General features: G+C 62.8%; 26 protein-coding genes. 11 read left to right on the top strand and 15 right to left on the bottom strand.

Annotated features, from left to right (window positions below; all coding sequences use genetic code 11):
* Positions 1-54 precede the first annotated feature (54 nt).
* The 10 genes from MQW79_RS17200 to coxB all read right to left on the bottom strand — a co-directional run bounded on the left by MQW79_RS17200 (position 55) and on the right by coxB (position 9561).
* The gene (locus tag MQW79_RS17200) at positions 55-672 is read right to left on the bottom strand and encodes a GNAT family N-acetyltransferase (protein ID WP_476585696.1); all 618 of its coding nucleotides are present in this window, start codon (positions 670-672) and stop codon (positions 55-57) included.
* Positions 673-676: 4 nt separating this feature from the next.
* Positions 677-1939 carry a M16 family metallopeptidase gene (locus tag MQW79_RS17195; RefSeq protein WP_476585694.1) on the bottom strand — a complete coding sequence of 421 codons (1263 nt, stop codon included), beginning with the start codon at positions 1937-1939 and terminating at the stop codon, positions 677-679.
* A 52-nt stretch (positions 1940-1991) separates the two neighbouring features.
* Complete coding sequence (gene thrC, locus MQW79_RS17190) at positions 1992-3383, bottom strand: threonine synthase (protein ID WP_476585693.1); 1392 nt, start codon at positions 3381-3383, stop codon at positions 1992-1994.
* Between the two features lie 69 nt (positions 3384-3452).
* Positions 3453-4238, bottom strand: a complete 786-nt coding sequence (locus MQW79_RS17185; protein ID WP_476585692.1) for an SURF1 family protein — start codon at positions 4236-4238, stop codon at positions 3453-3455.
* 63 nt (positions 4239-4301) lie between these two features.
* The gene (locus MQW79_RS17180; protein WP_476585691.1) at positions 4302-5141 is read right to left on the bottom strand and encodes a cytochrome c oxidase subunit 3; all 840 of its coding nucleotides are present in this window, start codon (positions 5139-5141) and stop codon (positions 4302-4304) included.
* A 2-nt stretch (positions 5142-5143) separates the two neighbouring features.
* The gene (locus MQW79_RS17175) at positions 5144-5710 is read right to left on the bottom strand and encodes a cytochrome c oxidase assembly protein (RefSeq protein ID WP_476585689.1); all 567 of its coding nucleotides are present in this window, start codon (positions 5708-5710) and stop codon (positions 5144-5146) included.
* Positions 5710-5895, bottom strand: coding sequence for a hypothetical protein (locus MQW79_RS17170; RefSeq protein ID WP_476585687.1), 186 nt, complete (start codon positions 5893-5895; stop codon positions 5710-5712). Before MQW79_RS17170 ends, MQW79_RS17175 begins: the two co-directional genes overlap by 1 nt.
* Position 5896: 1 nt before the next feature.
* On the bottom strand, positions 5897-6826 hold the full coding sequence (locus MQW79_RS17165; RefSeq protein WP_476585685.1) for a heme o synthase: 930 nt from the start codon (positions 6824-6826) through the stop codon (positions 5897-5899).
* Positions 6827-6916: 90 nt separating this feature from the next.
* Positions 6917-8611: a cytochrome c oxidase subunit I gene (gene ctaD / locus MQW79_RS17160; protein ID WP_476585683.1), complete on the bottom strand. Its 1695-nt coding sequence runs from the start codon at positions 8609-8611 to the stop codon at positions 6917-6919.
* 23 nt (positions 8612-8634) lie between these two features.
* Complete coding sequence (gene coxB, locus MQW79_RS17155; RefSeq protein WP_476585681.1) at positions 8635-9561, bottom strand: cytochrome c oxidase subunit II; 927 nt, start codon at positions 9559-9561, stop codon at positions 8635-8637.
* Positions 9562-9888: 327 nt separating this feature from the next.
* On the opposite strand from coxB, the gene MQW79_RS17150 reads away from it, so the two are divergent.
* Together MQW79_RS17150 and MQW79_RS17145 are read left to right on the top strand one after the other, a co-directional pair.
* The gene (locus MQW79_RS17150) at positions 9889-10389 is read left to right on the top strand and encodes an invasion associated locus B family protein (protein WP_476588258.1); all 501 of its coding nucleotides are present in this window, start codon (positions 9889-9891) and stop codon (positions 10387-10389) included.
* A gap of 21 nt (positions 10390-10410) precedes the next feature.
* Positions 10411-10668, top strand: a complete 258-nt coding sequence (locus MQW79_RS17145) for a PilZ domain-containing protein (protein ID WP_476585679.1) — start codon at positions 10411-10413, stop codon at positions 10666-10668.
* Positions 10669-10841: 173 nt separating this feature from the next.
* Here the strand turns inward: MQW79_RS17145 and MQW79_RS17140 are convergent, their stop codons facing one another.
* Positions 10842-11105 carry a hypothetical protein gene (locus MQW79_RS17140; protein ID WP_476585677.1) on the bottom strand — a complete coding sequence of 88 codons (264 nt, stop codon included), beginning with the start codon at positions 11103-11105 and terminating at the stop codon, positions 10842-10844.
* 156 nt (positions 11106-11261) lie between these two features.
* Here MQW79_RS17140 and MQW79_RS17135 point away from each other — a divergent pair, with 156 nt between their 5' ends.
* Genes MQW79_RS17135 through MQW79_RS17110 form a run of 6 tightly spaced genes read left to right on the top strand, consistent with a single transcriptional unit; the run spans position 11262 to position 15871 of the window.
* On the top strand, positions 11262-12149 hold the full coding sequence (locus tag MQW79_RS17135) for a LysR family transcriptional regulator (RefSeq protein ID WP_476585676.1): 888 nt from the start codon (positions 11262-11264) through the stop codon (positions 12147-12149).
* Between the two features lie 48 nt (positions 12150-12197).
* Positions 12198-12476, top strand: coding sequence for a type II toxin-antitoxin system RelE/ParE family toxin (locus MQW79_RS17130; protein ID WP_476585674.1), 279 nt, complete (start codon positions 12198-12200; stop codon positions 12474-12476).
* The gene (locus MQW79_RS17125; protein ID WP_476585672.1) at positions 12451-12795 is read left to right on the top strand and encodes a HigA family addiction module antitoxin; all 345 of its coding nucleotides are present in this window, start codon (positions 12451-12453) and stop codon (positions 12793-12795) included. The genes MQW79_RS17130 and MQW79_RS17125 overlap by 26 nt, the downstream gene beginning before the upstream one ends.
* Before the next feature lie 39 nt (positions 12796-12834).
* Positions 12835-14451 carry an exodeoxyribonuclease VII large subunit gene (gene xseA / locus MQW79_RS17120; protein ID WP_476585671.1) on the top strand — a complete coding sequence of 539 codons (1617 nt, stop codon included), beginning with the start codon at positions 12835-12837 and terminating at the stop codon, positions 14449-14451.
* Between the two features lie 48 nt (positions 14452-14499).
* Positions 14500-14721, top strand: a complete 222-nt coding sequence (locus MQW79_RS17115; protein WP_476585670.1) for a DUF2093 domain-containing protein — start codon at positions 14500-14502, stop codon at positions 14719-14721.
* Position 14722: 1 nt separating this feature from the next.
* A complete protein-coding gene (locus tag MQW79_RS17110; protein WP_476585669.1) occupies positions 14723-15871 on the top strand; it encodes a hypothetical protein in 1149 nt (382 codons plus the stop codon).
* A gap of 8 nt (positions 15872-15879) precedes the next feature.
* On the opposite strand, the gene MQW79_RS17105 is transcribed toward MQW79_RS17110, so the two are convergent.
* Both MQW79_RS17105 and MQW79_RS17100 read right to left on the bottom strand, forming a co-directional pair.
* On the bottom strand, positions 15880-16119 hold the full coding sequence (locus tag MQW79_RS17105; RefSeq protein WP_476585668.1) for a DUF4170 domain-containing protein: 240 nt from the start codon (positions 16117-16119) through the stop codon (positions 15880-15882).
* Positions 16120-16122: 3 nt separating this feature from the next.
* Positions 16123-16977, bottom strand: a complete 855-nt coding sequence (locus MQW79_RS17100; protein WP_476585667.1) for a 3'(2'),5'-bisphosphate nucleotidase CysQ — start codon at positions 16975-16977, stop codon at positions 16123-16125.
* Positions 16978-17230: 253 nt separating this feature from the next.
* Here MQW79_RS17100 and MQW79_RS17095 point away from each other — a divergent pair, with 253 nt between their 5' ends.
* Complete coding sequence (locus MQW79_RS17095) at positions 17231-17746, top strand: DUF6101 family protein (protein WP_476585666.1); 516 nt, start codon at positions 17231-17233, stop codon at positions 17744-17746.
* 129 nt (positions 17747-17875) lie between these two features.
* On the opposite strand, the gene ubiA is transcribed toward MQW79_RS17095, so the two are convergent.
* Positions 17876-18808 (bottom strand): 4-hydroxybenzoate octaprenyltransferase, encoded by a 933-nt coding sequence (ubiA, locus tag MQW79_RS17090; protein WP_476585665.1) that lies wholly within the window; start codon positions 18806-18808, stop codon positions 17876-17878.
* A gap of 185 nt (positions 18809-18993) precedes the next feature.
* Here ubiA and MQW79_RS17085 point away from each other — a divergent pair, with 185 nt between their 5' ends.
* Both MQW79_RS17085 and MQW79_RS17080 read left to right on the top strand, forming a co-directional pair.
* Positions 18994-19743: a 16S rRNA (uracil(1498)-N(3))-methyltransferase gene (locus tag MQW79_RS17085; RefSeq protein WP_476585664.1), complete on the top strand. Its 750-nt coding sequence runs from the start codon at positions 18994-18996 to the stop codon at positions 19741-19743.
* A gap of 72 nt (positions 19744-19815) precedes the next feature.
* The gene (locus tag MQW79_RS17080) at positions 19816-21183 is read left to right on the top strand and encodes a glutamate--cysteine ligase (RefSeq protein WP_476585663.1); all 1368 of its coding nucleotides are present in this window, start codon (positions 19816-19818) and stop codon (positions 21181-21183) included.
* Here MQW79_RS17080 and MQW79_RS17075 read toward each other — a convergent pair.
* Positions 21180-21590 carry a type II toxin-antitoxin system HicB family antitoxin gene (locus MQW79_RS17075; protein ID WP_476585662.1) on the bottom strand — a complete coding sequence of 137 codons (411 nt, stop codon included), beginning with the start codon at positions 21588-21590 and terminating at the stop codon, positions 21180-21182. The two genes, MQW79_RS17080 and MQW79_RS17075, sit on opposite strands and share 4 nt — an antisense overlap.

Raw genomic sequence — 21590 nt, 5'->3', positions numbered from 1 at the left:
CTTGCGACAAGCGTTCATGGCTGTTGCTGGAAGGCAACACACAGAAAATGCCCCTCACGCTACGCGGGAGCTGTTTCTAAGCCGTTGAATTGCCCAGCTTTCCTCGGTCAGCCCCATCAGCACATGGTCCTCCCAGCGGCCGTTGATCTGGAGGTAGCGCTCGGCATAACCCTCCTCCACGAAACCATTTTTTTCCAGCACACGACGCGAGGCGGTGTTGTGCGGCAGGAAGGCGGCGTGCACCCGGTGCAGGTCCAGGACCTCAAAGATGAATGGCAGGACCACGCCCACGGCTTCGGTCATCAGGCCCTTGCCGGCATGGGTCTCGCCCATCCAGTAGCCCAGATTGACGAACTGGGCAGCACGCCGGCGAATATTGGACAGGGTAAGGCCACCGACCAGCTGCTGCTGCCGGCCATTTTCGAGGAAAATCAGGAAGGTATAGTCCGTCCCCTCTTCCGCCTCCTGGCGGGCGCGGCGCACGCGCGTGGAGAAGACGCGGCGGGCCAGGTCCAGTTCGGTCCAGCGTGGCTCGAAGGGCCGGAGGAAATCCTGGCTGGACCGCCGCAGGTCATACCAGGCGGCGTAGTCGCGCATCTGCGGCAGGCGCAGAAGGACGCGCGGCCCGCGCAGGGTGACCATTGGCGCCGGAGAGGACCACGGCCAGAACATGGGATCAGCGCTTGAGCGTTTCGCCGATGCTCTCGACATCGGCAAGGCGGCTGATGGGACCAATGCCGGCCAGGGTCGGGCTGCCGGCCGTGAAAATCTGCTCGGCCACATCGCGCACGCGCTGGGCGGTGATGCGATTGATGCGCTCGACCGTCTCCTGCATGGGGATCGGACGGCCCCAGAGGATCTGCTGGCGGGCCAGCTGACCGGCGCGGGCCGACGGGCTCTCGAGCGACATCAGGAGACCGGCGCGGATCTGGTTGCGGACGCGCACCACTTCCTCGTCGGAAATGCTCTCGGTGGCGCGGCGCAGCTCATCCAGAATCACTGGTACCAGCTCGGACACTTCATCCTCGCCGGTTGCGGCGGCAACGCCGAAGACGCCACTATCGGCAAAGGCCCAATGGAAGGAATAGACCGAGTAGCAGAGGCCGCGCTTCTCGCGCACTTCCTGGAAGAGGCGCGAACTCATGCCGCCACCCAGGATGGAGGCGAGGACCTGCGCGGCATAGAAGCCGTCGGAATTGTAGGCTCGGCCTTCAAAGCCCAGAACGATGTGGGCCTGTTCGTGATCGGAAATGAGGCGCTCCTGCCCACCCTGATATTCGGCGCGCTGCGGATCAGGGGCGCCATTGGGGGCCAGATCGGCGTAGCGGGCACGGGCCACTTCGACGAGGCCCTCGTGATCGACATTGCCGGCGGCCGCGATCACCATATGGTCGCCGACATAGTTGCGGCGCATATACTTGCGGACCGTCTCGGGCGAGAAGGCGCGGACCGAATCCACCGTACCCAGAATGGTGCGGCCGATGGGCTGGGTGGGATAGGCAGCCTGCTGGAAAAGGTCGAAGACGTGATCGTCAGGGTTGTCGCGGGCAGCGCCAATCTCCTGCACGATGACCTGCTTTTCGCGGGCCAGCTCATCTTCGTCGAAGGTGGAATTCTGCAGAATGTCGGCGAGGATGTCGGCGGCGAGAACCACGTCGTCCTTGAGGACGCGGGCAAAGTAGCCGGTATGTTCGATGGAGGTCGCGGCGTTGAGATCGCCGCCGACATTTTCGATTGCCTCGGCGATCTGCAGGGCCGAGCGGGACCTGGTGCCCTTGAAGGCCATGTGCTCGAGCAGATGCGAGATGCCGTGCTCGGCCTTGCGCTCGGAACGGGCACCAGCCTTCACCCAAACGCCCAGAGAAGCACTTTCCAGATGCGGCATGTCATCGGTGAGCACCACCATGCCGTTATCCAGGGTCGTCGATTGTACGCTCACACTGGTCCTCCTGAACCGGCGGCCTCAACGACCGCGGTTCCTCACGTGTCGTTCAGGCGCGGCTGCGGGCCGCGATGAAATCTTCGATACCACGCTGGTCATTGGCCAGCATGGTGACCCGTTCGGGTCGTTGGTATAGGTCCGCCAGCCAGGACGGCAAGGCAGGCTCGATGCCGGACGCGGCGGCCACCGCGGCCGGGAATTTGGCGGGATGTGCGGTCGCCAGCGTCACCATAGGCGTTGACCCATGTGCAACAGAGCGCGCAACGCCAACCCCGACAGCAGTATGCGGATCGAGCAGATAGCCCGATGCCTTAAGGGTGGCCGCGATGACGCGGCTGGTCGTGGCTTCGTCGGTGGTGCCGGCGGCGAAATCGCGGCGGATGGCAGCGATGGCGTTTTCGGGCAGCTCGAAACCGCGCGACTGCTTGAGAGCCGCCATCATGCGGTTGACGGCTGCGGCGTCGCGACCGGCGCTTTCAAACAGCAGGCGTTCGAAATTGGACGAGATCTGAATGTCCATGGACGGGCTGATCGTGGGGGCAACACCGGACATTTCATAGCGGCCGGTTTCGAGCGTGCGCCTGAGGATGTCGTTGGCATTGGTGGCAATGACCAGCCTGTCGATCGGCAAGCCCATCATCTTCGCGCAATAGCCGGCAAAAATGTCGCCAAAGTTGCCGGTCGGGACGGTGAAGCTCACCTTGCGATGCGGCGCACCCAGCGAAACGGCGGCAGTGAAATAATAGACGATCTGCGCGACGATGCGGCCCCAATTGATCGAGTTGACGCCTGACAGGCGCACCCGGTCGCGGAAGGCATGATTGTTGAACATGGCCTTCACCGCGTCCTGGCAATCGTCAAACGTGCCTTCAAGCGCGATATTGTGGACGTTGTCGTCGAGCACCGTGGTCATCTGCCGGCGCTGCACCTCGGAGGTCCGGCCATTGGGATGCAGGATGAAGATATCGGTGGTGTCGCGACCACGGAAGGCCTCGATGGCAGCCGAGCCGGTGTCCCCTGACGTCGCGCCCACAATGGTCGCCTTGAGGCCACGATCGGCCAGGATATGGTCCATGATCCTGCTGAGGAACTGCATGGCCACATCCTTGAAGGCAAGGGTAGGGCCATGGAAAAGTTCGAGCACGAAATGTCCCGGCTCAAGCTCGATCAGCGGTGTCACCGACGGATGCCGGAACGTGGCATAGGCTTCATCGATGATGGTCTTGAGCTTGCCGGCCGGAATTTCGCCCTCGGTGAAACGCGAAATGATCGCATAGGCGACATCGGCATAGGGCTTGCCGGCAAAAGCGGCGATTTCCTCGGCGCTGACCTGCGGCCAGGTGGCAGGAACATAGAGCCCGCCATCAGCGGCAAGACCTGCCAGGACGGCGTCGGAGAAACCGAGCACGGGCGCCTGGCCGCGCGTAGAGACAAACTGCATCGGGGGGAGAAGCCCTTCTAGAATTGTCGCAACCTAGTCAAACCGGACCAAGGCCGCAAGGTTTGCACATCATCCGTTCGTCTTGTCGGGGCGCCTCGACTGACGAAACAGCCACACGCCGAGCATGGCCACGGCCACGACGGCGAAGCCATACCAGGTGATGGCGTAGCCCAGATGGTTGTTGGTGAAGCTGACGACGGTTTCTCCGCCCTGGGGCAAGTCCCCCTCCCCGCCGGCCAGCAGATCGACATAGAAAGGCGCGATGGGCGCCAGGGCCGGATCGACCATGGCGGCCAGACGAGCCGGATCGCGAACCCATTCGATGCGGTCCGACATATTGGCCTCGGGCACCATCATTCCGGCTCGCTCGCCCTCGCGGAACAGGCCTACAATGGTGACGCTGCCGGCATCATCGCCATGCAGATCGCCCAGAGCCGCCTGCTCCTGCATTTCCTGGGGTACGAAACCGCGATTGACGAAGACAGTGCCACCGGCATCAAGCTCGAAAGGTGTCACGACCCAGTAGCCGGGACCGGAGAACCGACCACGCGCATTGGTCAGGCTGGTGAAGACCGTGACGGTCTGGGTGTAGCGGTAGGCTCCCGTCATCGTGACGGGCTGGTAGTTCCACTGGTTGAAATCCAGGTCTTGCCAGGTATCAGCCGCGGGTGCCGCAACAGGGTCGGCGCCCAGACGCTCGTCGACGGCAGCCACGAGAGCTTCCTTCTCGCCGAGGCGGGCCGTCTGCCAGTTGCCGAGGAAGACGCAGGTGGCGGCGAGCGCCAGCATCAGGACGGCGAAGAGATAGTCGCTCCAGCGCAGTCCGCGCCTTGCCGCTGCTTCAGCCTTGCTCATGTCTTGTCTCCAAAGAAAAAGGGCGCAGCCTCGCCGCGCCCTCCATTCCGATCGGGCCTGAGCCTAGTGGCTCAGCTGAACGCCCCAGCTGCCCCAGATATAGACCGAGGCGAAGAGGAACAGCCACACCACGTCAACGAAGTGCCAGTACCAGGCGGCGAACTCGAAGCCCAGGTGGCGTTCGGGGGTGAAATGGCCGGCATAAGTCCGTGCCAGGCAGACGGCCAGGAAGACCGTACCGATGAACACGTGGAAGCCGTGGAAGCCGGTCGCCATGAAGAAGGTGGCGCCATAGAGATTGCCCGAGAACGAGAACCCGGCATGGGTATATTCGATCACCTGGACAATCGAGAACAGAACGCCAAGGGCGATGGTCAGCCACAGGCCATACTTGAGACCCTGACGGTCGCCTTCGAGCAGCGCATGGTGCGCCCAGGTGACTGTCGTGCCCGAGGTCAGCAGGATCAGCGTGTTGAACAGCGGCAGGTGGAAGGGATCGAAGAGTTCCACGCCGGCCGGGGGCCAATGGCCACCGGTGAAGGCAACACGCGCAACCTGCTCGACGTCGTCATAGCGGAAGAAGCCATCGAAATAGGCCCAGAACCAGGCCACGAAGAACATCACTTCCGAGGCGATGAACAGCAGCATGCCGTAGCGGTGGTGCATCTGCACGACCGGCGTATGGCTGACGCCGTCCTGGGCTTCCTTCACCACATCCGCCCACCAGGCATAGAAGACGTAGATCACGCCGGCCAGGCCGATGAAGAACGGGAACGGGGTCCAGTTCCGCATCCAGGCCACGGCGCCGATCATCATGACCAGCACGGCAACCGACATCCAGAACGGCCAGGGGCTCGGTTCCACCATGTGGTAGTCATGATTTTTTTCAATGGCGGCGGACATGTTCAGCTTCCCTCACTGTCTGAAGCGTAGAAGGTATAAGAGAGCGTGATCTCTTTTATCGTGTTGAGCTCGCGATTTTCGTCGATATCAGGATCGACGAAAAAGACGATGGGCATTTCGACCGTTTCACCAGGTTGCAGGGTCTGCTCGGTGAAGCAGAAGCACTCGATCTTGTTGAAATAGACGCCGGCTTTTTCCGGCACCACGTTGAAGATCGCCTGGCCGATGATCGGCTTATCGGAATTGTTGGTCGCGATGTAGTTGACGGTGTCGACATTGCCGATCCTGTCGGTGATCGGCGCCGCGGCCTCGACCGACCAGGGCAGAGCCGGATCGATATTGACGTCGAAGCGCACCTTCATCTCGCGGGCGATGACACCCTTGGGATTTTCTGAGGCCACCTGCGTAGTGCCACCAAAACCCGTTACCTGGCAGAAGAGCTGGTAGAGCGGCACGGACGCAAAGGCGAGACCCACCATGCCAACCGCCACGCCAGCCAGTGTCACGGCCACGCGCTTGTTGCGGCGCCCCGGGTCAGTCGGACGGAAGGGAAGGGTTGCGTCGGCCATCAGAGTGCACGGTCGAACAGAGCGGGACCCATCTTGACGAGGGTCAGCACGTAAAACGTCAGCGCGAACAGGGCCAGGGCGCCGGCAAGGGCGAGCGAGCGGCGACGCCGCTGCTTGCGGAAGGCCGCATCCTGCTCTTCGGTCATGCCATTGGGGGCGAGTTTCGCAGCGGTGATTTCAGCCATGTCAGATTACTCCCATGCGCTGGGCGATAAAGTCGGTAAAGAGCGCCAGGAAGACCACGAACAGATAGCTCAGCGAATAGGTGAACACGGTCCGGGCGGTGCGGCGCATGGACACGGAGTCCGGCGCGCGCAGCAGGCGCAGGCACAGCCAGACGAAGCTGATGCCGGTGATGGTGGCGACGGCGCCATAGATCCAGCTCGAGAAGCCCAGCCAGGTCGGCAGGAGGCTGGCAACGGCCAGAACGATGGAATAACCGAAGATCTGCCACTTGGTGGACTTTTCGCCCGCCACATTGGGCATCATCGGCACACCAGCGGCGCCGTAGTCGCCCTGCTTGTAGAGCGCCAGCGCCCAGAAATGGGGCGGGGTCCAGAGGAAGATGATGAGGAAGAGCGCAAAGCTCTCCCAGCTCAATGTGCCTGTGACGGCAGCCCAGCCCACCATGGGCGGGAAAGCGCCGGCCGCGCCGCCGATGACGATGTTCTGCGGCGTCGAGCGCTTGAGCCACATCGTATAGACGACGGCATAAAAGAAGATGGTGAAGGCGAGGAAGGCGCCGGCCACCCAATTGGTCGCAAGGCCCAGCAGGGTCACCGAGAAGACCGAGAGGACGAGACCGAAGGCCAGAGCCTCGCCGCGGGTCATGCGGCCGGCGGGAATGGGTCGGTTCTGGGTGCGGCTCATGATGGCGTCGATATCGCTATCGTACCACATGTTGAGCGCGCCGGAGGCTCCGGCCCCGATGGCGATGCAGGCAATGGCAATGAGGCCGACAAAGGGATTGATGCCGCCGGGAGCCACAAGCATGCCCACGAGTGCCGTGAACACCACTAGCGACATGACGCGCGGCTTGAGCAGCGCGAGGTAGTCCTCGACGCGCGCACCACCGGTAAAGGTGGTCACTTCCCTGCTGTCGTCAACAAAAGCCAATGCTCTTTCCTTTCAGGGTGCGAACCGCGCTGACGCCTGCGCGATCCGCCATTCTTGCGAGGGGCGCCGAGTGAGCGTCCCTAGAGTGCGCTAGTGCGCATCCTTGGAGTCGATCTTGGGCAGGGTCGAGAACTGGTGGAACGGCGGCGGAGAGGACAGGGTCCATTCCAGGGTCGTTGCACCATCACCCCACGGATTGTCGCCGGCCGGACGCTTCTTACGGCTGGCTTCCCAGGTCGCGTAGAAGAAGATCAGCATGGCCACGAAGGTGACGTAGTAGCCGACGGAAGACACACGGTTCCACAGCGCGAAGGCATCGGGGTAGTCGATGTAGCGGCGCGGCATGCCGGCGAGGCCAAGGAAGTGCTGCGGGAAGAAGATCAGGTTCACACCGACGAACATGACCCAGAAGTGCAGCTTGCCCAGGAACTCGGAATACATGTAGCCGAACATCTTGGGGTACCAGTAGTACCAGCCCGCGAAGATCGAGAACACGGCGCCCAGCGAGAGCACGTAGTGGAAGTGTGCCACCACGTAATAGGTGTCGTGCAGGGCGCGGTCGGCACCGGCATTGGCCAGCACCACACCGGTCACACCACCAACGGTGAACAGGAAGATGAAGCCGATGGCCCAGAGCATGGGAACGCGGAAGGTGATGGAGCCGCCCCACATGGTGGCGATCCACGAGAAGATCTTCACACCCGTCGGCACCGCGATGACCATGGTCGCGGCCACGAAGTAGCGCTGCACGTCGAGGCTGAGGCCGGTGGTGTACATGTGGTGTGCCCACACGACGAAGCCTACGAAGCCGATGGCCACCATGGCATAGGCCATGGCCATGTATCCGAAGACTGGCTTGCGCGAGAAGGTGGCCACGATGTGCGAGATGATGCCGAAGCCCGGCAGGATCATGATGTACACTTCGGGGTGACCGAAGAACCAGAACAGGTGCTGGTAGAGGACGGGATCGCCGCCGCCTTCAGGAGAGAAGAAGGTGGTGCCGAAATTGCGGTCGGTCAGCATCATGGTGATGGCGCCGGCCAGAACCGGCAGAGCCAGCAGCAGCAGGAAGGCGGTAACGAGCACGGACCAGGCGAACAGCGGCATCTTGTGCAGCGTCATGCCCGGGGCGCGCATGTTGAGGATGGTGGTGATGAGGTTGATGGCCCCCAGGATCGAGCTGACACCGGCGACGTGCAGCGAGAAGATCACGAAGTCGGTTGCCGGGCCCGGATGACCGGTGGTGGAGAGCGGCGGATAGGCGGTCCAGCCGCCACCGAAGCCCATTGCACCGGCAGGGCCTTCGAAGAACATCGACAGCACGGTCAGGATCAGCGCCGGGGGCAGCAGCCAGAACGCGATGTTGTTGATGCGCGGGAAGGCCGTATCGGGCGCGCCGATCATCAGCGGCGCGAAGTAGTTGGCAAAACCACCCATGGTCGCGGGCATGACGGTGAAGAACACCATGATGAGCGCGTGTGCCGACACGAACACGTTGAACATGTGCTTGCCGGCGTCGATGGCGCTATCGCCCTCGAGACCATAGGCCATGGCAGCGAGGCCGTGGAAAATCTGGATACCCGGCTCCTGCAGCTCGAGGCGCATGGCACCCGAGAGCAGACCACCGATGATGCCGGCGACAATCGAGAACACCAGGTACATGATCCCGATGTCTTTGTGGTTGGTCGAATAGACCCAGCGACGCCAACCCGTGGGGGTGTGGTGGTCGTGGCTGGCATGATCGTGCCCGGTAGCGTGGGCTTCGAGGTTTGCAGTATTTGCCATTTTTGTTTCCTCTGACCCTTGAGTTACAGCGCCGGCAGGGTGGCGGCTGCAGTCGCGTAGTCACGGCTTTCTTCGAAGGCCGCGATAAAGGCGGCGAATTCGTCGGCAGTCACGACGCGGATGCCGATGGGCATATAGGCATGGTCCTTGCCGCACAGTTCCGAGCACTGACCGTAGTAGATGCCGGTCTCGCGGGCATTGAACCAGGTCTCATTGAGACGGCCGGGGACAGCGTCGATCTTGACGCCGAAAGAGGGCACGGCGAAAGCATGGATCACACCGGTCGGGCTGGCGGTGACCTGCATGCGCACGGTGGTATCGACGGGAACGACCAGCTCGTTGTTGACGGCCAGCAGGCGCGGCTGACCGGGCTTGAGCTGGGCAATCTCTTCTTCGTTGAGCATGTTCGAATCGAAGGCCACGCCCTGATCCACATATTCGTAGTTCCAGTACCACTGCTCGCCCGAGGCTTTGACGGTCAGGGTTGCAGCCGGAACTTCAACTTCGCCAAGCGAGAAGATGTTGGCGCCAAGATACTTGCGCTCACCATCGGGAACCGTGAGCTGATCAGACAGAACGCCGAAGGACGGGATGGCGATGACCACCAGGACAAGGATCGGCACCACGGTCCAGATCACTTCCACCAGAGTGTTGTGGGTGAAGCGTGCCGGGACCGGATTGGCCTTGGCATTGAAGCGCACGACGACGACGATCAGGAGGGCCAGCACCAGCAGAACGATGCCGGTAATGGTCCACATCAGGATGCCATCATGGAAGGCCACGATGGAGTCCATGATCGGAGTCACGGACTCCTGCAAGTGGAACTGACCCGGCTCAGGATGGCCACGACCGACCGCGCCGATCTCCTGGGCTGATGCCATTGCCGGCACCAGTGCCAGTGCGGCCGCCGAAACGGCGCCCATCTTCCTAAAGAACTGCCCGGTCACCATATACCCCCTATCGACATGTTCTGGCGGCTTGCACCGAAGCAGGCAGGGTGAATAGCGGCATAGCTAACGCCGCCCCGACTCAACTTCGGAGCGTAAAACTCGTTTTTGACCTAAATCACATTGCCATGCGTGAGTCTATTGGAGCCTTGGGGCAGGCTAGTGCGGCAAATTGGTGCCGCATTGCCTCCGAGCTGCCTCATGAGCGCCGCAGTTTGCCTAGAAAACCCGCCTGAAATCCGGGCTTTGGTTGACAGGCCAAGGTCCGTGTCGGAAACAAACCGAAGGCATGCGCAAAGCGCCGATTCGGCAGGAGCAGTGATAGAAGTGATGGTCTTGGCAAAGCGGCTTGGTGTGCTGGGTGCGATCGCAATGAGCCTGCTGGCGGTCCCTGCAATGGCACAAGGCACGATCCGGTCCGAGCACGGCGACTGGCAGATGAGCTGCGATACGCCCCCGGGCGCCAGTTTCGAGCAATGCGCCATCATCCAGAACGTGCTGGCCGAAGATCAGCCCAATGTGGGCCTATCGGTGATCGTGCTGCGCACTGCCGACCGCGAGGCGCGCCTGTTGCGCGTGCTGGCACCGCTTGGCGTGCTGCTGCCCAATGGCCTTGGCCTTAATGTCGACGGCACCGATCTGGGGCGCGTCGCCTTCGTGCGCTGCCTGCCCAATGGCTGCATTGCGGAGGTCGAGCTCGACGACGAGATCATCAAGGTGCTTTCGGAAGGCACCAATGCCATCTTCGTCGTGTTCAAGACCCCTGAGGAAGGCGTGGGCATTCCCGTCTCGCTCGATGGCTTCGCCGAAGGCTTTGCCGCCCTCCCCTGACCCCTCCCGGGGAGTCATTGCTTGACTGAAGAAGACCGTCGCAAGGTTCAGCGCCGCCGCACGCTCAAGGGTGGGCATATTGTGATCAATGAGGGTCGCTCTACCTTCGACTGCACGATCCGCAACTTCTCTGAAGCCGGCGCCAAGCTGGTGGTGACCAGCTCAGTGGGCGTGCCCGAACGATTTGGCCTCGCCATGGACGACGGCCGGCATTTCTCCTGCGCGGTTGTCTGGCGCTCGGAAACCGAGATCGGCGTCACCTTCATTCCCGCCGCATAAAAAAAGCCGGACACGTGCGGTGCACGGCCCGGCAGTTGGTCAGGAAACGGAACCGGCGGCAAAACCGGTCCGGACGGGACTGGCCAAGGGCCAGCCCTGGAGATGGGACGCTCACCGGCAAAAGTGTTCGTCCCAACCGGGAGGATGACCGGCATGGCCGGCCACCAATTCGATCAGCTGCGCGCGCTGCGTGCGCGGGCGGCGTTGAGGACCATGCCGGGGGTCCGGCCATCGCGCGCCGCGAGGGCTTCAGCAATGTCCTGGGCCGTAATGCCAAGATCGCGCAGATGTACAGCATCAAGCTCGAGCAGGCTCTGAAGCGCAGCGCGGCGGGTACGATTGGCTTTTGCACGGGCAACCCATGCAAAAAGGGCACTGATAGGATTGACGTGCGAGCCAGCCGCGACTGACCGCTCGCCGGGCAGCGAGAGAGCCATTTCAAGTCTCCGAGGTCATAATGAAACCGTCGGAGGGGGAGGTCCGACGGAAGGGATCGGCACAGCGTTGTGCCAATGGTTGAAGAAATAGCCCGCTGGACTTCCATTCGTCCAACAAATAGATTTCATCCCGACGATCAATTTGGGTGATGAACCATGACCGCCCCTCTCGACCTCGATCAGCTCCAGAGCTTTTGCGCCATTGCCGACTGCGGCAGCTTCACCGAGGCCGCGCGCCGGGTGAACAAAACCCAGTCGGCCGTGTCGATGCAGATCAAGCGGCTGGAGGAGCGACTCGGGCATGCCTTGTTCACCCGCGACGGGCGCAGCGTGAGCCTCACCCACCATGGCGATGTGCTCTATGAGCGGGCGCGCAAGATGCTGCGCACCAATGCCGAGATCCTCGATCACTTCAACGACGGAGACCTGGCCGGCTCGATCCGCTTCGGGGTGCCGGACGATTATGCGGTGCGCCTCCTGCCGGTTATCCTTTCCAGCTTCCAGCGCACCCATCCCAAGATCGCGGTGGACGTATCCTGCATGGCCTCCGAACAGTTGCTGGAAGGCATGAAGGGTGGACGTTACGACCTGATCGTCTTCACACAGGGCACAGATCACAATTTCGGCGAGCTGTTCCGAACCGAGAAGATGTTCTGGGTGTCGAGCCATGGCGGACGGGCGCTGGCCAGCGAGCCGCTGGCAATTGCCTGCGGTCCCAATTGCTGCATATGGCGCAAGGACGCGATGGAGCAACTGGATCGCACTGGCCTTGATTATCGGGTCGCCTATACCTCATCCAATGCGACGGCCATTTCGTCGGCCGTATTGTCGGACCTGGCCGTCGGCTTCCTGCCGGAAAGCGCCCTGCAGCCGGGCATGCGCGTGGTTGGCGACGAATACGGCCTGCCGCGCCTTGCGGATGCACAGATCGCCCTGATGCGCTCGAGCCATGCCTATGGCGGCATTTATGATGCCCTGGCCAATCACATCGTCCAGTCGATGGGCAATCTGGAACAGGCCCAGCACGCAGAGGCGGCGGAGTAGTGTAAGCGGATCATTGACACATGTAAGCGACTTGCTTACTTTTGCACCATGATCCGCAGTTTTCGCCACAAGGGCTTGGCTGAGCTTTGGACAAGCGGGCGCTCGGCCAAGCTTGACCAAAAGCTACTGCCTCGGATCAGGCGAAGGCTGCAAGCTCTGGAACTCGCAGGCGCTGCGGACGATCTCAACGTCCCCGGCTTCAACTTCCACGCCCTTCGCGGTGCGCCCCCAGTTCGCTACACAATTCACGTCAACGGACCGTGGTGCATCACGTTCTCTTTCGATGAAAAGGATGCGACCGATGTCGACTTCGAACAGTACCATTGAGTCCGTGCCTGCTGTCCGCGGCGATTGGTGCCCTCCGCACCCCGGCGAACTGCTTGCCGAGGACATTATCCCGGCAACCGGAAAGAGCAAGTCGGAGATTGCTCGCCTGCTGGGGATTTCACGCCAGCACCTCCACGATATCCTGTCAGAAAGAAAGCCGATCTCGCCGGAAATGGCGGTGCGTTTGGGGAAACTCTTCGGCAATGGACCACGCCTGTGGATAGGCATGCAGGTTGCGTTCGACACCTGGCATGCCGAGCGCAATGTCGATGTCAGCGCCATCCCTACCCTTTCGGCTCACAAGGAAGCCGCCGAGTAGGCGCTTGACCCTCGTCCAGCTTTGTCGCACCAGAGGTATATGTCTCAGGTTCTGACCAATGCCGCCGAGTTCACCGTTTCCGAGATCGCGCAGGCGGTCAAACGGACTGTCGAGGACGAGTTCGGCCATGTGCGGGTGCGCGGCGAGATCTCGGGGTTTCGTGGCCAGCACTCGTCGGGCCACGCCTATTTCACGCTCAAGGATGATGCCGCTTCGATTGACGCGGTGATCTGGAAGGGCAGCTATGGCCGTCTGGCCTTCAAGCCCGAGGAAGGGCTCGAAGTCATCGCTACGGGGCGGCTGACAACCTTCCCGCGGTCGAGCAAGTACCAGATCGTCATCGAAAACATCGAGCCGGCCGGCGCCGGAGCGCTGATGGCTTTGCTGGAAGAGCGCCGCAAGAAACTTCTGGCCGAGGGTCTGTTCGCCCGCGAGCGCAAGCGGCCCCTGCCCTATCTGCCGCGGGTCATTGGCGTGATCACCTCGCCCACTGGCGCTGTCATCCGCGACATTCTCCACCGGCTCGATGATCGATTCCCCAGCCATGTGCTGGTCTGGCCGGTACGGGTACAAGGCGAGACCTGCGCGCCCGAAGTGGTCAACGCCATAGAAGGGTTCAACGCCTTCCTGCCCCACGGGCCGATTCCCCGTCCTGACCTGCTGATCGTCGCCCGTGGCGGTGGCTCGATCGAGGATCTCTGGGGGTTCAACGAGGAAGCGGTGGTGCGGGCCGTCGCGGCCTCGGGCATTCCGGTGATTTCGGCCGTGGGGCACGAGACCGACACGACACTCATCGACTATGCCTCGGACATGCGCGCGCCGACCCCGACGGCGGCAGCCGAGGCGGCCGTGCCGGTGCGCGCCGAGCTGATTGCCTATGTCGAGGATCAGGGCGCCCGGCAAAGGCAGGCGGCGCGGCGGAGCCTCAGCAGCCTGAGGGACCGGCTGCGGGCGGCCGGCGCAGGCCTGCCGCGTGCCACCGACCTGGTGGCGACCCAGCGCCAGAGCCTGGATCTCGCGGCGAGCCAGTTGACGGGCGCGCTGCGCCATTTCGTGCAGGCGCGGCGCCTGAAATTTTCGGAGGCAGCCTCCGCCATGCACCCCAGGCTGGTGCGGCGGCGCCATGTCGAGCTGGCCGAGCGGCTGGCCAATCTGGGCAGGCATGGGGCAAGCGGCTTGACCAAGACTGTCGAACGGGCCCGGTTGCGCCTCGACCCGATTGCCGCGCGCCTGCCCTCCGCCACCGCGACGGCGCTGGAACGCAAACAGGCCGCCCTGGCGCGGATCGCACCGCGCTTGTCCGACAAGCCGCTGCGGGCCGAACTGCGCCACGCCGAAGCGCGGCTGGCGCCGCTGCGCCAGCGCCTGGGGCTGGCAGCCGGGGAAATGACGACCGAGCGCCGCCACAAACTTGAGCAGTTCAGCAAGCTTCTGGAAACCTTGAGTTATCGCAATGTCTTGGCACGCGGCTATGCTCTGGTGCAGGACGAGGCCGGACAGGTGATTTCCAGTCAGGCCCAAGCGCGGCCCGGCGACGCCCTCAAGTTGACATTCGTCGATGGTGAAGTGGGTGTCACGGTCGGCGGAGCGCCGGCGGCGCGGCGAAAGCCTGTGCGATCCGGACCGGATGACGGTTCACAGGAAAGTCTCTTTTGATGGGCGTGACCGATCGCTATATGGGCAGGGTCAGCAAGGAATAATGGCATGAACATCTTCGACAAGGGATTTGCCCCGGCAGAAGCCACCCTGCGCTATCTCGATGGCGACTATGTCGTGCTCAAGCCCGGCAGCTTTGTCCGCTGCGCCATATCAGGCAAGCCGATCCCGCTGGACGAACTCTTCTACTGGAGCGTCGACCGTCAGGAGCCCTATGCCGACGCCGTGACGGCCCACACCGCATTTGAACGTTTCGGCCGGGGCGTCTAGCGTGGTCGAGATTGGGTCGCTGCAGCGCTTCCTGGTCATTTCCAATGGACACGGTGAGGACGCCATAGCGGCGCAGCTGATTGCCCAGCTACCGCCCGGCGTTGCCGTCGAAGCTTATCCCATGATCGGCAGCGGCAAGGCCTATGACGGCATTTGCCCGATCGTCGGCCCCCGCGCGACGCTGGCTTCTGAAGGCTGGCGCAATGTCAAAGGCTCCCTGCGCCGCGATATTGTCAACGGCGGCCTCTTCACCATTCCCCCGGCGCTCAAATTCCTGCGTGCCATTCGCGGGCGCTATGACCGGATCATCGTGGTTGGGGACATGGTCGGCGTTCTCGCCTGCTCGTTCACCGGCCATCGCGATATCGTCTATCTCGATGTCTACAAGACCGGCTCGGCGCGGCTGTACTCCAATATGGAGAGGCGGGCGATCCGCCATAGCTGCGCGCTGGTCTTCTGTCGTGCCGACAATCTTGCCGCGCTGTTGCGCCAGTCGGGCGTGGATGCGCGTTCTGCCGGCAACCTGATGATGGATACCATTCCGCACGGGGACTATGACGCGCCCTCGCGGCGCAGTCGTCCGCTGGCGGTGACACTGCTGCCGGGAAGCCGGGCACTGACCGGCGAAAGCCTTGCCTTGCAGGTGGGTGCGCTCAAACGGGTGCCGGAAGAGTTGCGACCAGATGTCTTCCTCGCCGTAGCCGGCAGCGTTGGAGTCGAGAGCCTGGCGCGGGCCGCCGGGCTGACCCGTGTTCCCATGCTCAGCAGCGAGCCGGATGATCTGGGCACGCTTAGCGGCGACGGTGTCACCATTCACATCGCGCGTGGCCGGGCCATGGGTAACCTGCTCGATGCATCGGATGTGGTGCTGAGCCAGGCCGGAACCGCCAGTATCCAGGCGCTGGGCCTGGGCAAGCCGGTCATTACCTTCGTCAATCCGCGCGACCGGCGTTCGCGCTTCGAGGATGAGCAGAAACTGTTCGGGGCGGCCCGTGTGGTCGTCGATGCGGAAGTGGGCAATGTCGCGCTGGCGCTGACCGACCTGCTGGGCAATGACGCGGAACGCGCCCGGCTGGGAGCGACTGGCCGCGAGCGCATCGGCGGGCCGGGTGCCCTCAGCGCCATTCTGGCGGCGCTGGGACTGGGCTGAGACGCGGCTTAGCTACCGGCAGTTTCCGGATCGAGCAGGCGGTGCAAGTGGACGATGAAATAGCGTGTCTGGGCGCTGTCCACGGTCTGCTGCGCCTTGGCGCGCCAGACCTTTTCGGCTGCGGCGTAATTGGGGTAGACACCGACGATGTCGACCTGGTCCAGGTCGGCGAAGGTGACGCCATCAATGCTCGAGAGTTCGCCACCGATCACCAGGTGCAGCAGTTGTTTGTCGGTCTTGTCAGCCATCGGTCAGTCCCGCGTTTGGTTCAGTGTCGTGTCCGGCGCGGCGGCGGTTTCGGTCGGCGGGCAGCCATAGACCTTGAGCAAAGCCGCGTGGACGAGGGGTTTTAGGCTCATGTCGCCCAGCGCCGCAAGCGCTCCGTGGCGCACATCTCGTTTGTTCAATTGTGGGAACCCGGTGCAGACATCGGCGAGGTCGAGGCCGCTTTCCGAGAGGATCACGGCGGCGCCGGCAATATCCCAATCCTGCGCGCCGCGCCTTGCGACGGCGGCATCGAGCTTGCCGGTGGCCACCTGCACCAGCCGATAGGCGAGCGAGGGATAGGCCGGGCCGCGGGTATAATCGAGGCCTGCGGCCTGCAATTCCTGATGCACGGCACCGGGCGCGGGGATCAGCGGGGGGGCACCGGCACGGCGGGAGCGCTGCAGGGGCTGCCCGTTGAGGCGGGCCCCGCCGCCCTTGCTGGCCTCATAAAGCTCGTCGCGTGCGGGGGCATAGACGACGCCGGCCACGGGCACGCCATTTTCGACCACGGCCAGGGAGACGGTCCAGTAGTCCTCGCCACGGAGAAAGGCGCGGGTGCCGTCGATGGGATCGACGACGAAGACGCGCTCGCAATCGAGGCGGCTTGGGTTGTCGACGGTTTCTTCGCTGAGCCAGCCATAGTCAGGGCGCGCCTGCAGGAGATTGGCGGCCAGGAAGCGGTCGACGACAATGTCGGCCTCGCTGACCGGCGAGGCATTTTCCTTGGTCCAGCTCTTGATGTCGCGCCGGAAATAGCTCGACGCGATGATACCCGCCGCCACCGCCGTGGAGCGGAGCAGTTCGAGATCATCACTATAGGGTGGGGCAAAAGCCGGCATCGTGCGGGCCTTTTAGGCTTCAGCCGGTGTTTCGACAAGGGCGCCGCCTATCGCGCTAGGAATGGCAGGGTAAACGGGAGTGCAAGCGACGCGGTTAATCGCTTCTGACTAGGTGCAATACCCTGCTAACCCTGCGGGAAAACAACATAAACTTAACCGAACCGATTAAGGTGGCGGGTAAGGGGCTGCGCTAGATTGGCCTCACAAACGGAGCGCAAAAAACAGCTCTCGAAGTTACAGGAAGGCATCAAAAATGGTTCATGGCGTTGCGATGGAAGGCACATCGGTCGTTCTGGCCTTCGGCCGCCCAGCACTGGCCGAGCGCCGCTTCATGGCGGCCAACGACAATGGCCCCAAGGACCCGGTCAAAACCGTGACGGTCCGCAAGCAGCTCGAACAGAGCGGCGTGGCGGTCAAGATCAAGGTGCCGGTTACCGAATTCATCGGCGTCGCCGTGGCGACCGCGATCTCCGAGGACGGCATGCTGACGAGCTCGATCGAGCTGGTCCACTCGGATTCTGAATTGAATTACAAGGTCTTCGAAGAAGAGGGCAACCACAACGTGGTGGCCGAATGGCAGAACTGGGGCAAGAAGCTCCGCCTGCCGCTGTTCATCAAGGCCGGCGACGGCGCCTACATGCCCTATAGCCAGCAGGTTGATGGCGTGATGCTGGGCAGCCCTGCCCCGCGCCGGAAACTGGCCGCCGATGCCTCGCGCCGTCCCCGTTTCCTCAACCGCCGCAAGCCCGGCCAGGATATGGCCAACTAATTCCTGCTGCCTCCAAAGCAAGCGAAAAGGGTCAACCGGTGGTGCGGTTGGCCCTTTCGCTTTTGGGCAATTTGCTATCAGACTGTTAGCACCAGGCGTCACCAAACCGGTCAGAACGCCAGGAACGCGCTACCAGACCCACTCCGCGAGCAGCGCCAGGGTCAGCGCCACCCCAACATAGTGGTTGTTGTAAAAGCGGATAAACGGGTTTCGCGGCACCTCGGCATCGAGAGACCAGAGCTGCCAGGCCATCAAGCCGGCGGCCACCAGCGAGAGGGCGGCGAAGATGGCGCCGCCGCCTGCCATGAGGTTGGCGACGTTCCAGAGCACGAAGGCGCCGGCATAGAGCGCGGCGACGGCCGGGCGAACATTGTCGCCAAACAGCCGCGCCGTGGATTTGACCCCGACCAGCGCGTCATCCTCGATGTCCTGCAGGGCATAGATTGTGTCGTAGCCGATGACCCAGAGGATAGTTCCGGCATAGAGCACGACCGGCGCCCAGCCGAGGCCACCGGTCTGGCTCGACCAGCCGACCAGCGCGCCATAGGAGAAGGCGAGGCCGAGGAAAAGCTGCGGCCACCAGGTGATGCGCTTCATGAAGGGGTAAATGGCCACCAGCACCAGCGAGGCGACGCAGGCCCAGACGGTGAAGCGGTTGAACTGGAACAGGATGGCCGATGCGAGCAGCGCCTGGGCGACCATGAAGACCGTTGCGTCCCTGGCCGTGACCTGGCCCGAGGGAATGGGCCGCGAGCGGGTGCGGGCGACCTGCATGTCGATGTCGCGATCGACGATGTCGTTGAAGGTGCAGCCGGCGCCGCGCATGAGGATGGCGCCAAGGAACATCAGGATCGCCGCCCACCAGCCGAAGCCGAAATCGGGCTGGGCCACGGCGGCCAGGCCAATGCCCCAGGCACAGGGCCAGAACAGAAGGTAAAAGCCGATGGGCCGGTCCCAGCGGGCAAGGCGGCCATAGGGTTTTACGGCATCGGGCGCATAGCGATCGAGCCAGTTGTCCTTATGGGCGTCGGCGACGGTGCCGGTGGGATTTGGGGTGTTCATGGTGGGCCTCAAGTACCGCGTCCTCCCCTCTCCCCTTGCGGGAGAGGGACAGATTTTCTGCGTTCAGCAGAAAATCAGGGTGAGGGGTTCTCTCCACGCATACAGTGTTTAAGGTGGAATTCGAAACCCCTCATCCGGCGCTTCGCGCCACCTTCTCCCGCAAGGGGAGAAGGGGAGAAAGAAATATGCCCCGCAGCCATTCTCACCTTCCGCGCCTGTTTGTCGAACCGGACCTTGCTGGCGGAACCAGCCTGACACTCGACAAGGACCAGTCGCTGTACCTTGCTGCCGTGTTGCGCAAGGGCGTGGGTGATGAGGTGGTGCTGTTCAATGGGCGGGATGGGGCCTGGCTCTGTCGGCTGACCAGCGATTCGAAGAAGTCGGTGGCGCTTGATGTCGTCGAACTGGTGGCGGTGCAAACCCCGGCCAATGATCTCTGGTATGGTTTTGCCCCGCTCAAGAGCGAACGGCTGGATTATGTGATCCAGAAGGCGGTGGAGATGGGCGTGGGCACCATCCAGCCCGTCATGACCCAGTTCACCCAGGTGCACCGGCTCAAGACCGAGAGGCTGGCGGCCAATGCCATCGAAGCGGCGGAGCAGTGCGAGGTGCTCAATGTGCCCTCAATCGCCCCCGAAATCGGGCTCGGGGCGTTGCTGGACAGCTGGGCTGACGTGCATGGCGAGCGAAAGCTGATCTTCGCCGATGAAGGGGTCGCGTCTTCTTCGCCGGTTGTTGCGCTCGAGCAACTGAAGGGCCAGCGCGTCGGATTGCTGGTGGGGCCCGAAGGCGGGTTTTCCGATGCGGAGCGGGCGAAACTTCATGACCTGCCTTTCGTTGTCCCCATCAGCCTGGGACCCCGAATCCTGCGCGCCGACACGGCGGCAGTAGCCGGATTGGCGGTCATCCAGGCCATCATCGGTGATTGGCGATAAAAGCCGATTGCTTTCCGTCTTGCGCTCGCTATTTTGCGCCACCAATCTATCTCCCTCAGCCAAGAGGACTCCATGGCCGGTGCCGACACTCCTTCGCCCCAGATCTCTTCGCGGGCAGACCTGATCGAGGCCATGGCGCGTGGCTGCAAGCCCGCTGACCAATGGCGGATCGGCACCGAGCACGAAAAGCACGTCTTCCACACCGATCCGCTGCGCCCGGTTGCCTATGAAGGCGCACAGGGTATCCGCGCCTTGCTCGAAGGGATTGAAAAGGAAACCGGCTGGCACCCCTTCCATGACGGGGACAATCCGATCGGGCTGCGCAATGACACGATCGGTGGCATTTCGCTCGAGCCGGGCGGGCAGTTCGAGCTGAGCGGCGCGCCGATGGCGGACCTGCATGGAACGGCCGAAGAACTGGCCGAACATATGCGCGTGGCTAAGAAGGTCGCCGCGCCGCTCGACATCCATTTCCTCGGTCTGGGCGTCACCCCGCTCTGGGCGGTGGACGAGATCAAGGCCATGCCCAAGTCACGCTATGGGATCATGACCAAGTATATGGGCGAGACCGGCACGCTGGGCACCTCGATGATGTATCGCTCGGCCACGGTGCAGACCAATCTCGATTTTTCCAGCGAAGCCGACATGGTCAAGAAGCTGCGCGTATCGCTGGCGCTGCAGCCGGTGGCGACGGCGCTGTTCGCCAACTCGCCCTTCGCCAATGGCCGCGACACCGGCTATCTGAGCTTTCGCAGCGAAATCTGGCGCAATACCGACGACGCGCGCACCGGCATGCTGCCCTTCGTGTTCGACGAGGGCTTTGGCTTCGAGCAATATGCCGACTACGCGCTCGACGTGCCGATGTATTTCGTCATCCGCGACAAGAAATACATCAACGTGGCGGGCGAGAATTTCCGCGACTTCCTCGATGGGAACCTGCCGCAGCTGCCGGGCGAAAAACCCACGATCAAGGATTGGGAGGACCACCTGTCCACCCTGTTCCCGGAAGTGAGGCTCAAGCAATTCCTCGAAATGCGCGGCGCCGATATGGGCGATGAGGCCCATGTCGTGGCACTCTCGGCCTTCTGGACGGGCCTGCTCTATGACGAAATCTCGCTCGAATCCGCCTGGGAGCTGGTGAAGAACTGGACCCATGACGAACGCGAGCACCTGCGCCGCGAAGTGCCGCGCCTCGGGCTCGACACGCCGTTCGATCGCTCCTCGATCTTCGATGTGGCGGCGCAGGCCGTGGGCATTGCCGAAGCGGGCCTGGTGCGTCGCAACCGGCTCAATGCCAAGGGCGAGGACGAGACCATCTATCTGGCACCGCTGGAAGAGACCGTGCGAACAGGCAAGCCGCCGGCGCGGCGCTGGCTGGACAAGTTCTACGGCGAATGGAACGAGAGCGTGCTGCCGATTTTCAAAGAGGCGGAGCTTTAGGCGCCGGCCTTGATCTTTTCTCGCGCCGCTGAAACGAGGAAGGCGGAACGCGTCACGCCACGTCGTGCCGCAGCTTCGTCAATGGAGGCCAGCAAGCCGGCATCCATCGAGATATTGGCTCGCACCAGTTTACCTGTGTCCAGTAAGAGCGGCACCCACGCAACCATAGTGCCGCCATTCGATCCAATCTCGCCGGATTGCAGGAGTTCCGCATAGCTGCGCGCCTTTGGCGCATCGCGGCCATCGGCCACTTCGTCAGCCACCCACTCGGACAGCGCGTCGGCTGCATTGTCCAGGACTTCGTCCTGTGATGCTCCATCCGCAATGCATCCTGGGGCATCGGGGAAAAGCGCAAAAAAGACGCCCTCTTGGGCATCCTGTTCAATAATGGCGAGAAACCGGCTCAT

It is taken from the genome of Devosia sp. Micro-HW1 (assembly GCF_056341075.1).
Note: the sequence above shows the minus strand (reverse complement) of the source record. Positions and strands in the feature narration are given on the sequence as shown.

Bases quoted from the DNA above. Each gene is read 5' to 3' on its own strand.
- MQW79_RS17200 (WP_476585696.1), bottom strand. From the start codon at position 672: ATGTTCTGGCCGTGGTCCTCTCCGGCGCCAATGGTCACCCTGCGCGGG.
- thrC (WP_476585693.1), bottom strand. From the start codon at position 3,383: ATGCAGTTTGTCTCTACGCGCGGCCAGGCGCCCGTGCTCGGTTTCTCC.
- MQW79_RS17185 (WP_476585692.1), bottom strand. From the start codon at position 4,238: ATGAGCAAGGCTGAAGCAGCGGCAAGGCGCGGACTGCGCTGGAGCGAC.
- MQW79_RS17180 (WP_476585691.1), bottom strand. From the start codon at position 5,141: ATGTCCGCCGCCATTGAAAAAAATCATGACTACCACATGGTGGAACCG.
- MQW79_RS17175 (WP_476585689.1), bottom strand. From the start codon at position 5,710: ATGGCCGACGCAACCCTTCCCTTCCGTCCGACTGACCCGGGGCGCCGC.
- MQW79_RS17170 (WP_476585687.1), bottom strand. From the start codon at position 5,895: ATGGCTGAAATCACCGCTGCGAAACTCGCCCCCAATGGCATGACCGAA.
- ctaD (WP_476585683.1), bottom strand. From the start codon at position 8,611: ATGGCAAATACTGCAAACCTCGAAGCCCACGCTACCGGGCACGATCAT.
- coxB (WP_476585681.1), bottom strand. From the start codon at position 9,561: ATGGTGACCGGGCAGTTCTTTAGGAAGATGGGCGCCGTTTCGGCGGCC.
- MQW79_RS17150 (WP_476588258.1), top strand. From the start codon at position 9,889: ATGGTCTTGGCAAAGCGGCTTGGTGTGCTGGGTGCGATCGCAATGAGC.
- MQW79_RS17140 (WP_476585677.1), bottom strand. From the start codon at position 11,105: ATGGCTCTCTCGCTGCCCGGCGAGCGGTCAGTCGCGGCTGGCTCGCAC.
- MQW79_RS17135 (WP_476585676.1), top strand. From the start codon at position 11,262: ATGACCGCCCCTCTCGACCTCGATCAGCTCCAGAGCTTTTGCGCCATT.
- MQW79_RS17130 (WP_476585674.1), top strand. From the start codon at position 12,198: ATGATCCGCAGTTTTCGCCACAAGGGCTTGGCTGAGCTTTGGACAAGC.
- MQW79_RS17125 (WP_476585672.1), top strand. From the start codon at position 12,451: ATGTCGACTTCGAACAGTACCATTGAGTCCGTGCCTGCTGTCCGCGGC.
- xseA (WP_476585671.1), top strand. From the start codon at position 12,835: ATGTCTCAGGTTCTGACCAATGCCGCCGAGTTCACCGTTTCCGAGATC.
- MQW79_RS17115 (WP_476585670.1), top strand. From the start codon at position 14,500: ATGAACATCTTCGACAAGGGATTTGCCCCGGCAGAAGCCACCCTGCGC.
- MQW79_RS17105 (WP_476585668.1), bottom strand. From the start codon at position 16,119: ATGGCTGACAAGACCGACAAACAACTGCTGCACCTGGTGATCGGTGGC.
- MQW79_RS17100 (WP_476585667.1), bottom strand. From the start codon at position 16,977: ATGCCGGCTTTTGCCCCACCCTATAGTGATGATCTCGAACTGCTCCGC.
- MQW79_RS17095 (WP_476585666.1), top strand. From the start codon at position 17,231: ATGGTTCATGGCGTTGCGATGGAAGGCACATCGGTCGTTCTGGCCTTC.
- ubiA (WP_476585665.1), bottom strand. From the start codon at position 18,808: ATGAACACCCCAAATCCCACCGGCACCGTCGCCGACGCCCATAAGGAC.
- MQW79_RS17085 (WP_476585664.1), top strand. From the start codon at position 18,994: ATGCCCCGCAGCCATTCTCACCTTCCGCGCCTGTTTGTCGAACCGGAC.
- MQW79_RS17080 (WP_476585663.1), top strand. From the start codon at position 19,816: ATGGCCGGTGCCGACACTCCTTCGCCCCAGATCTCTTCGCGGGCAGAC.
- MQW79_RS17075 (WP_476585662.1), bottom strand. From the start codon at position 21,590: ATGAGCCGGTTTCTCGCCATTATTGAACAGGATGCCCAAGAGGGCGTC.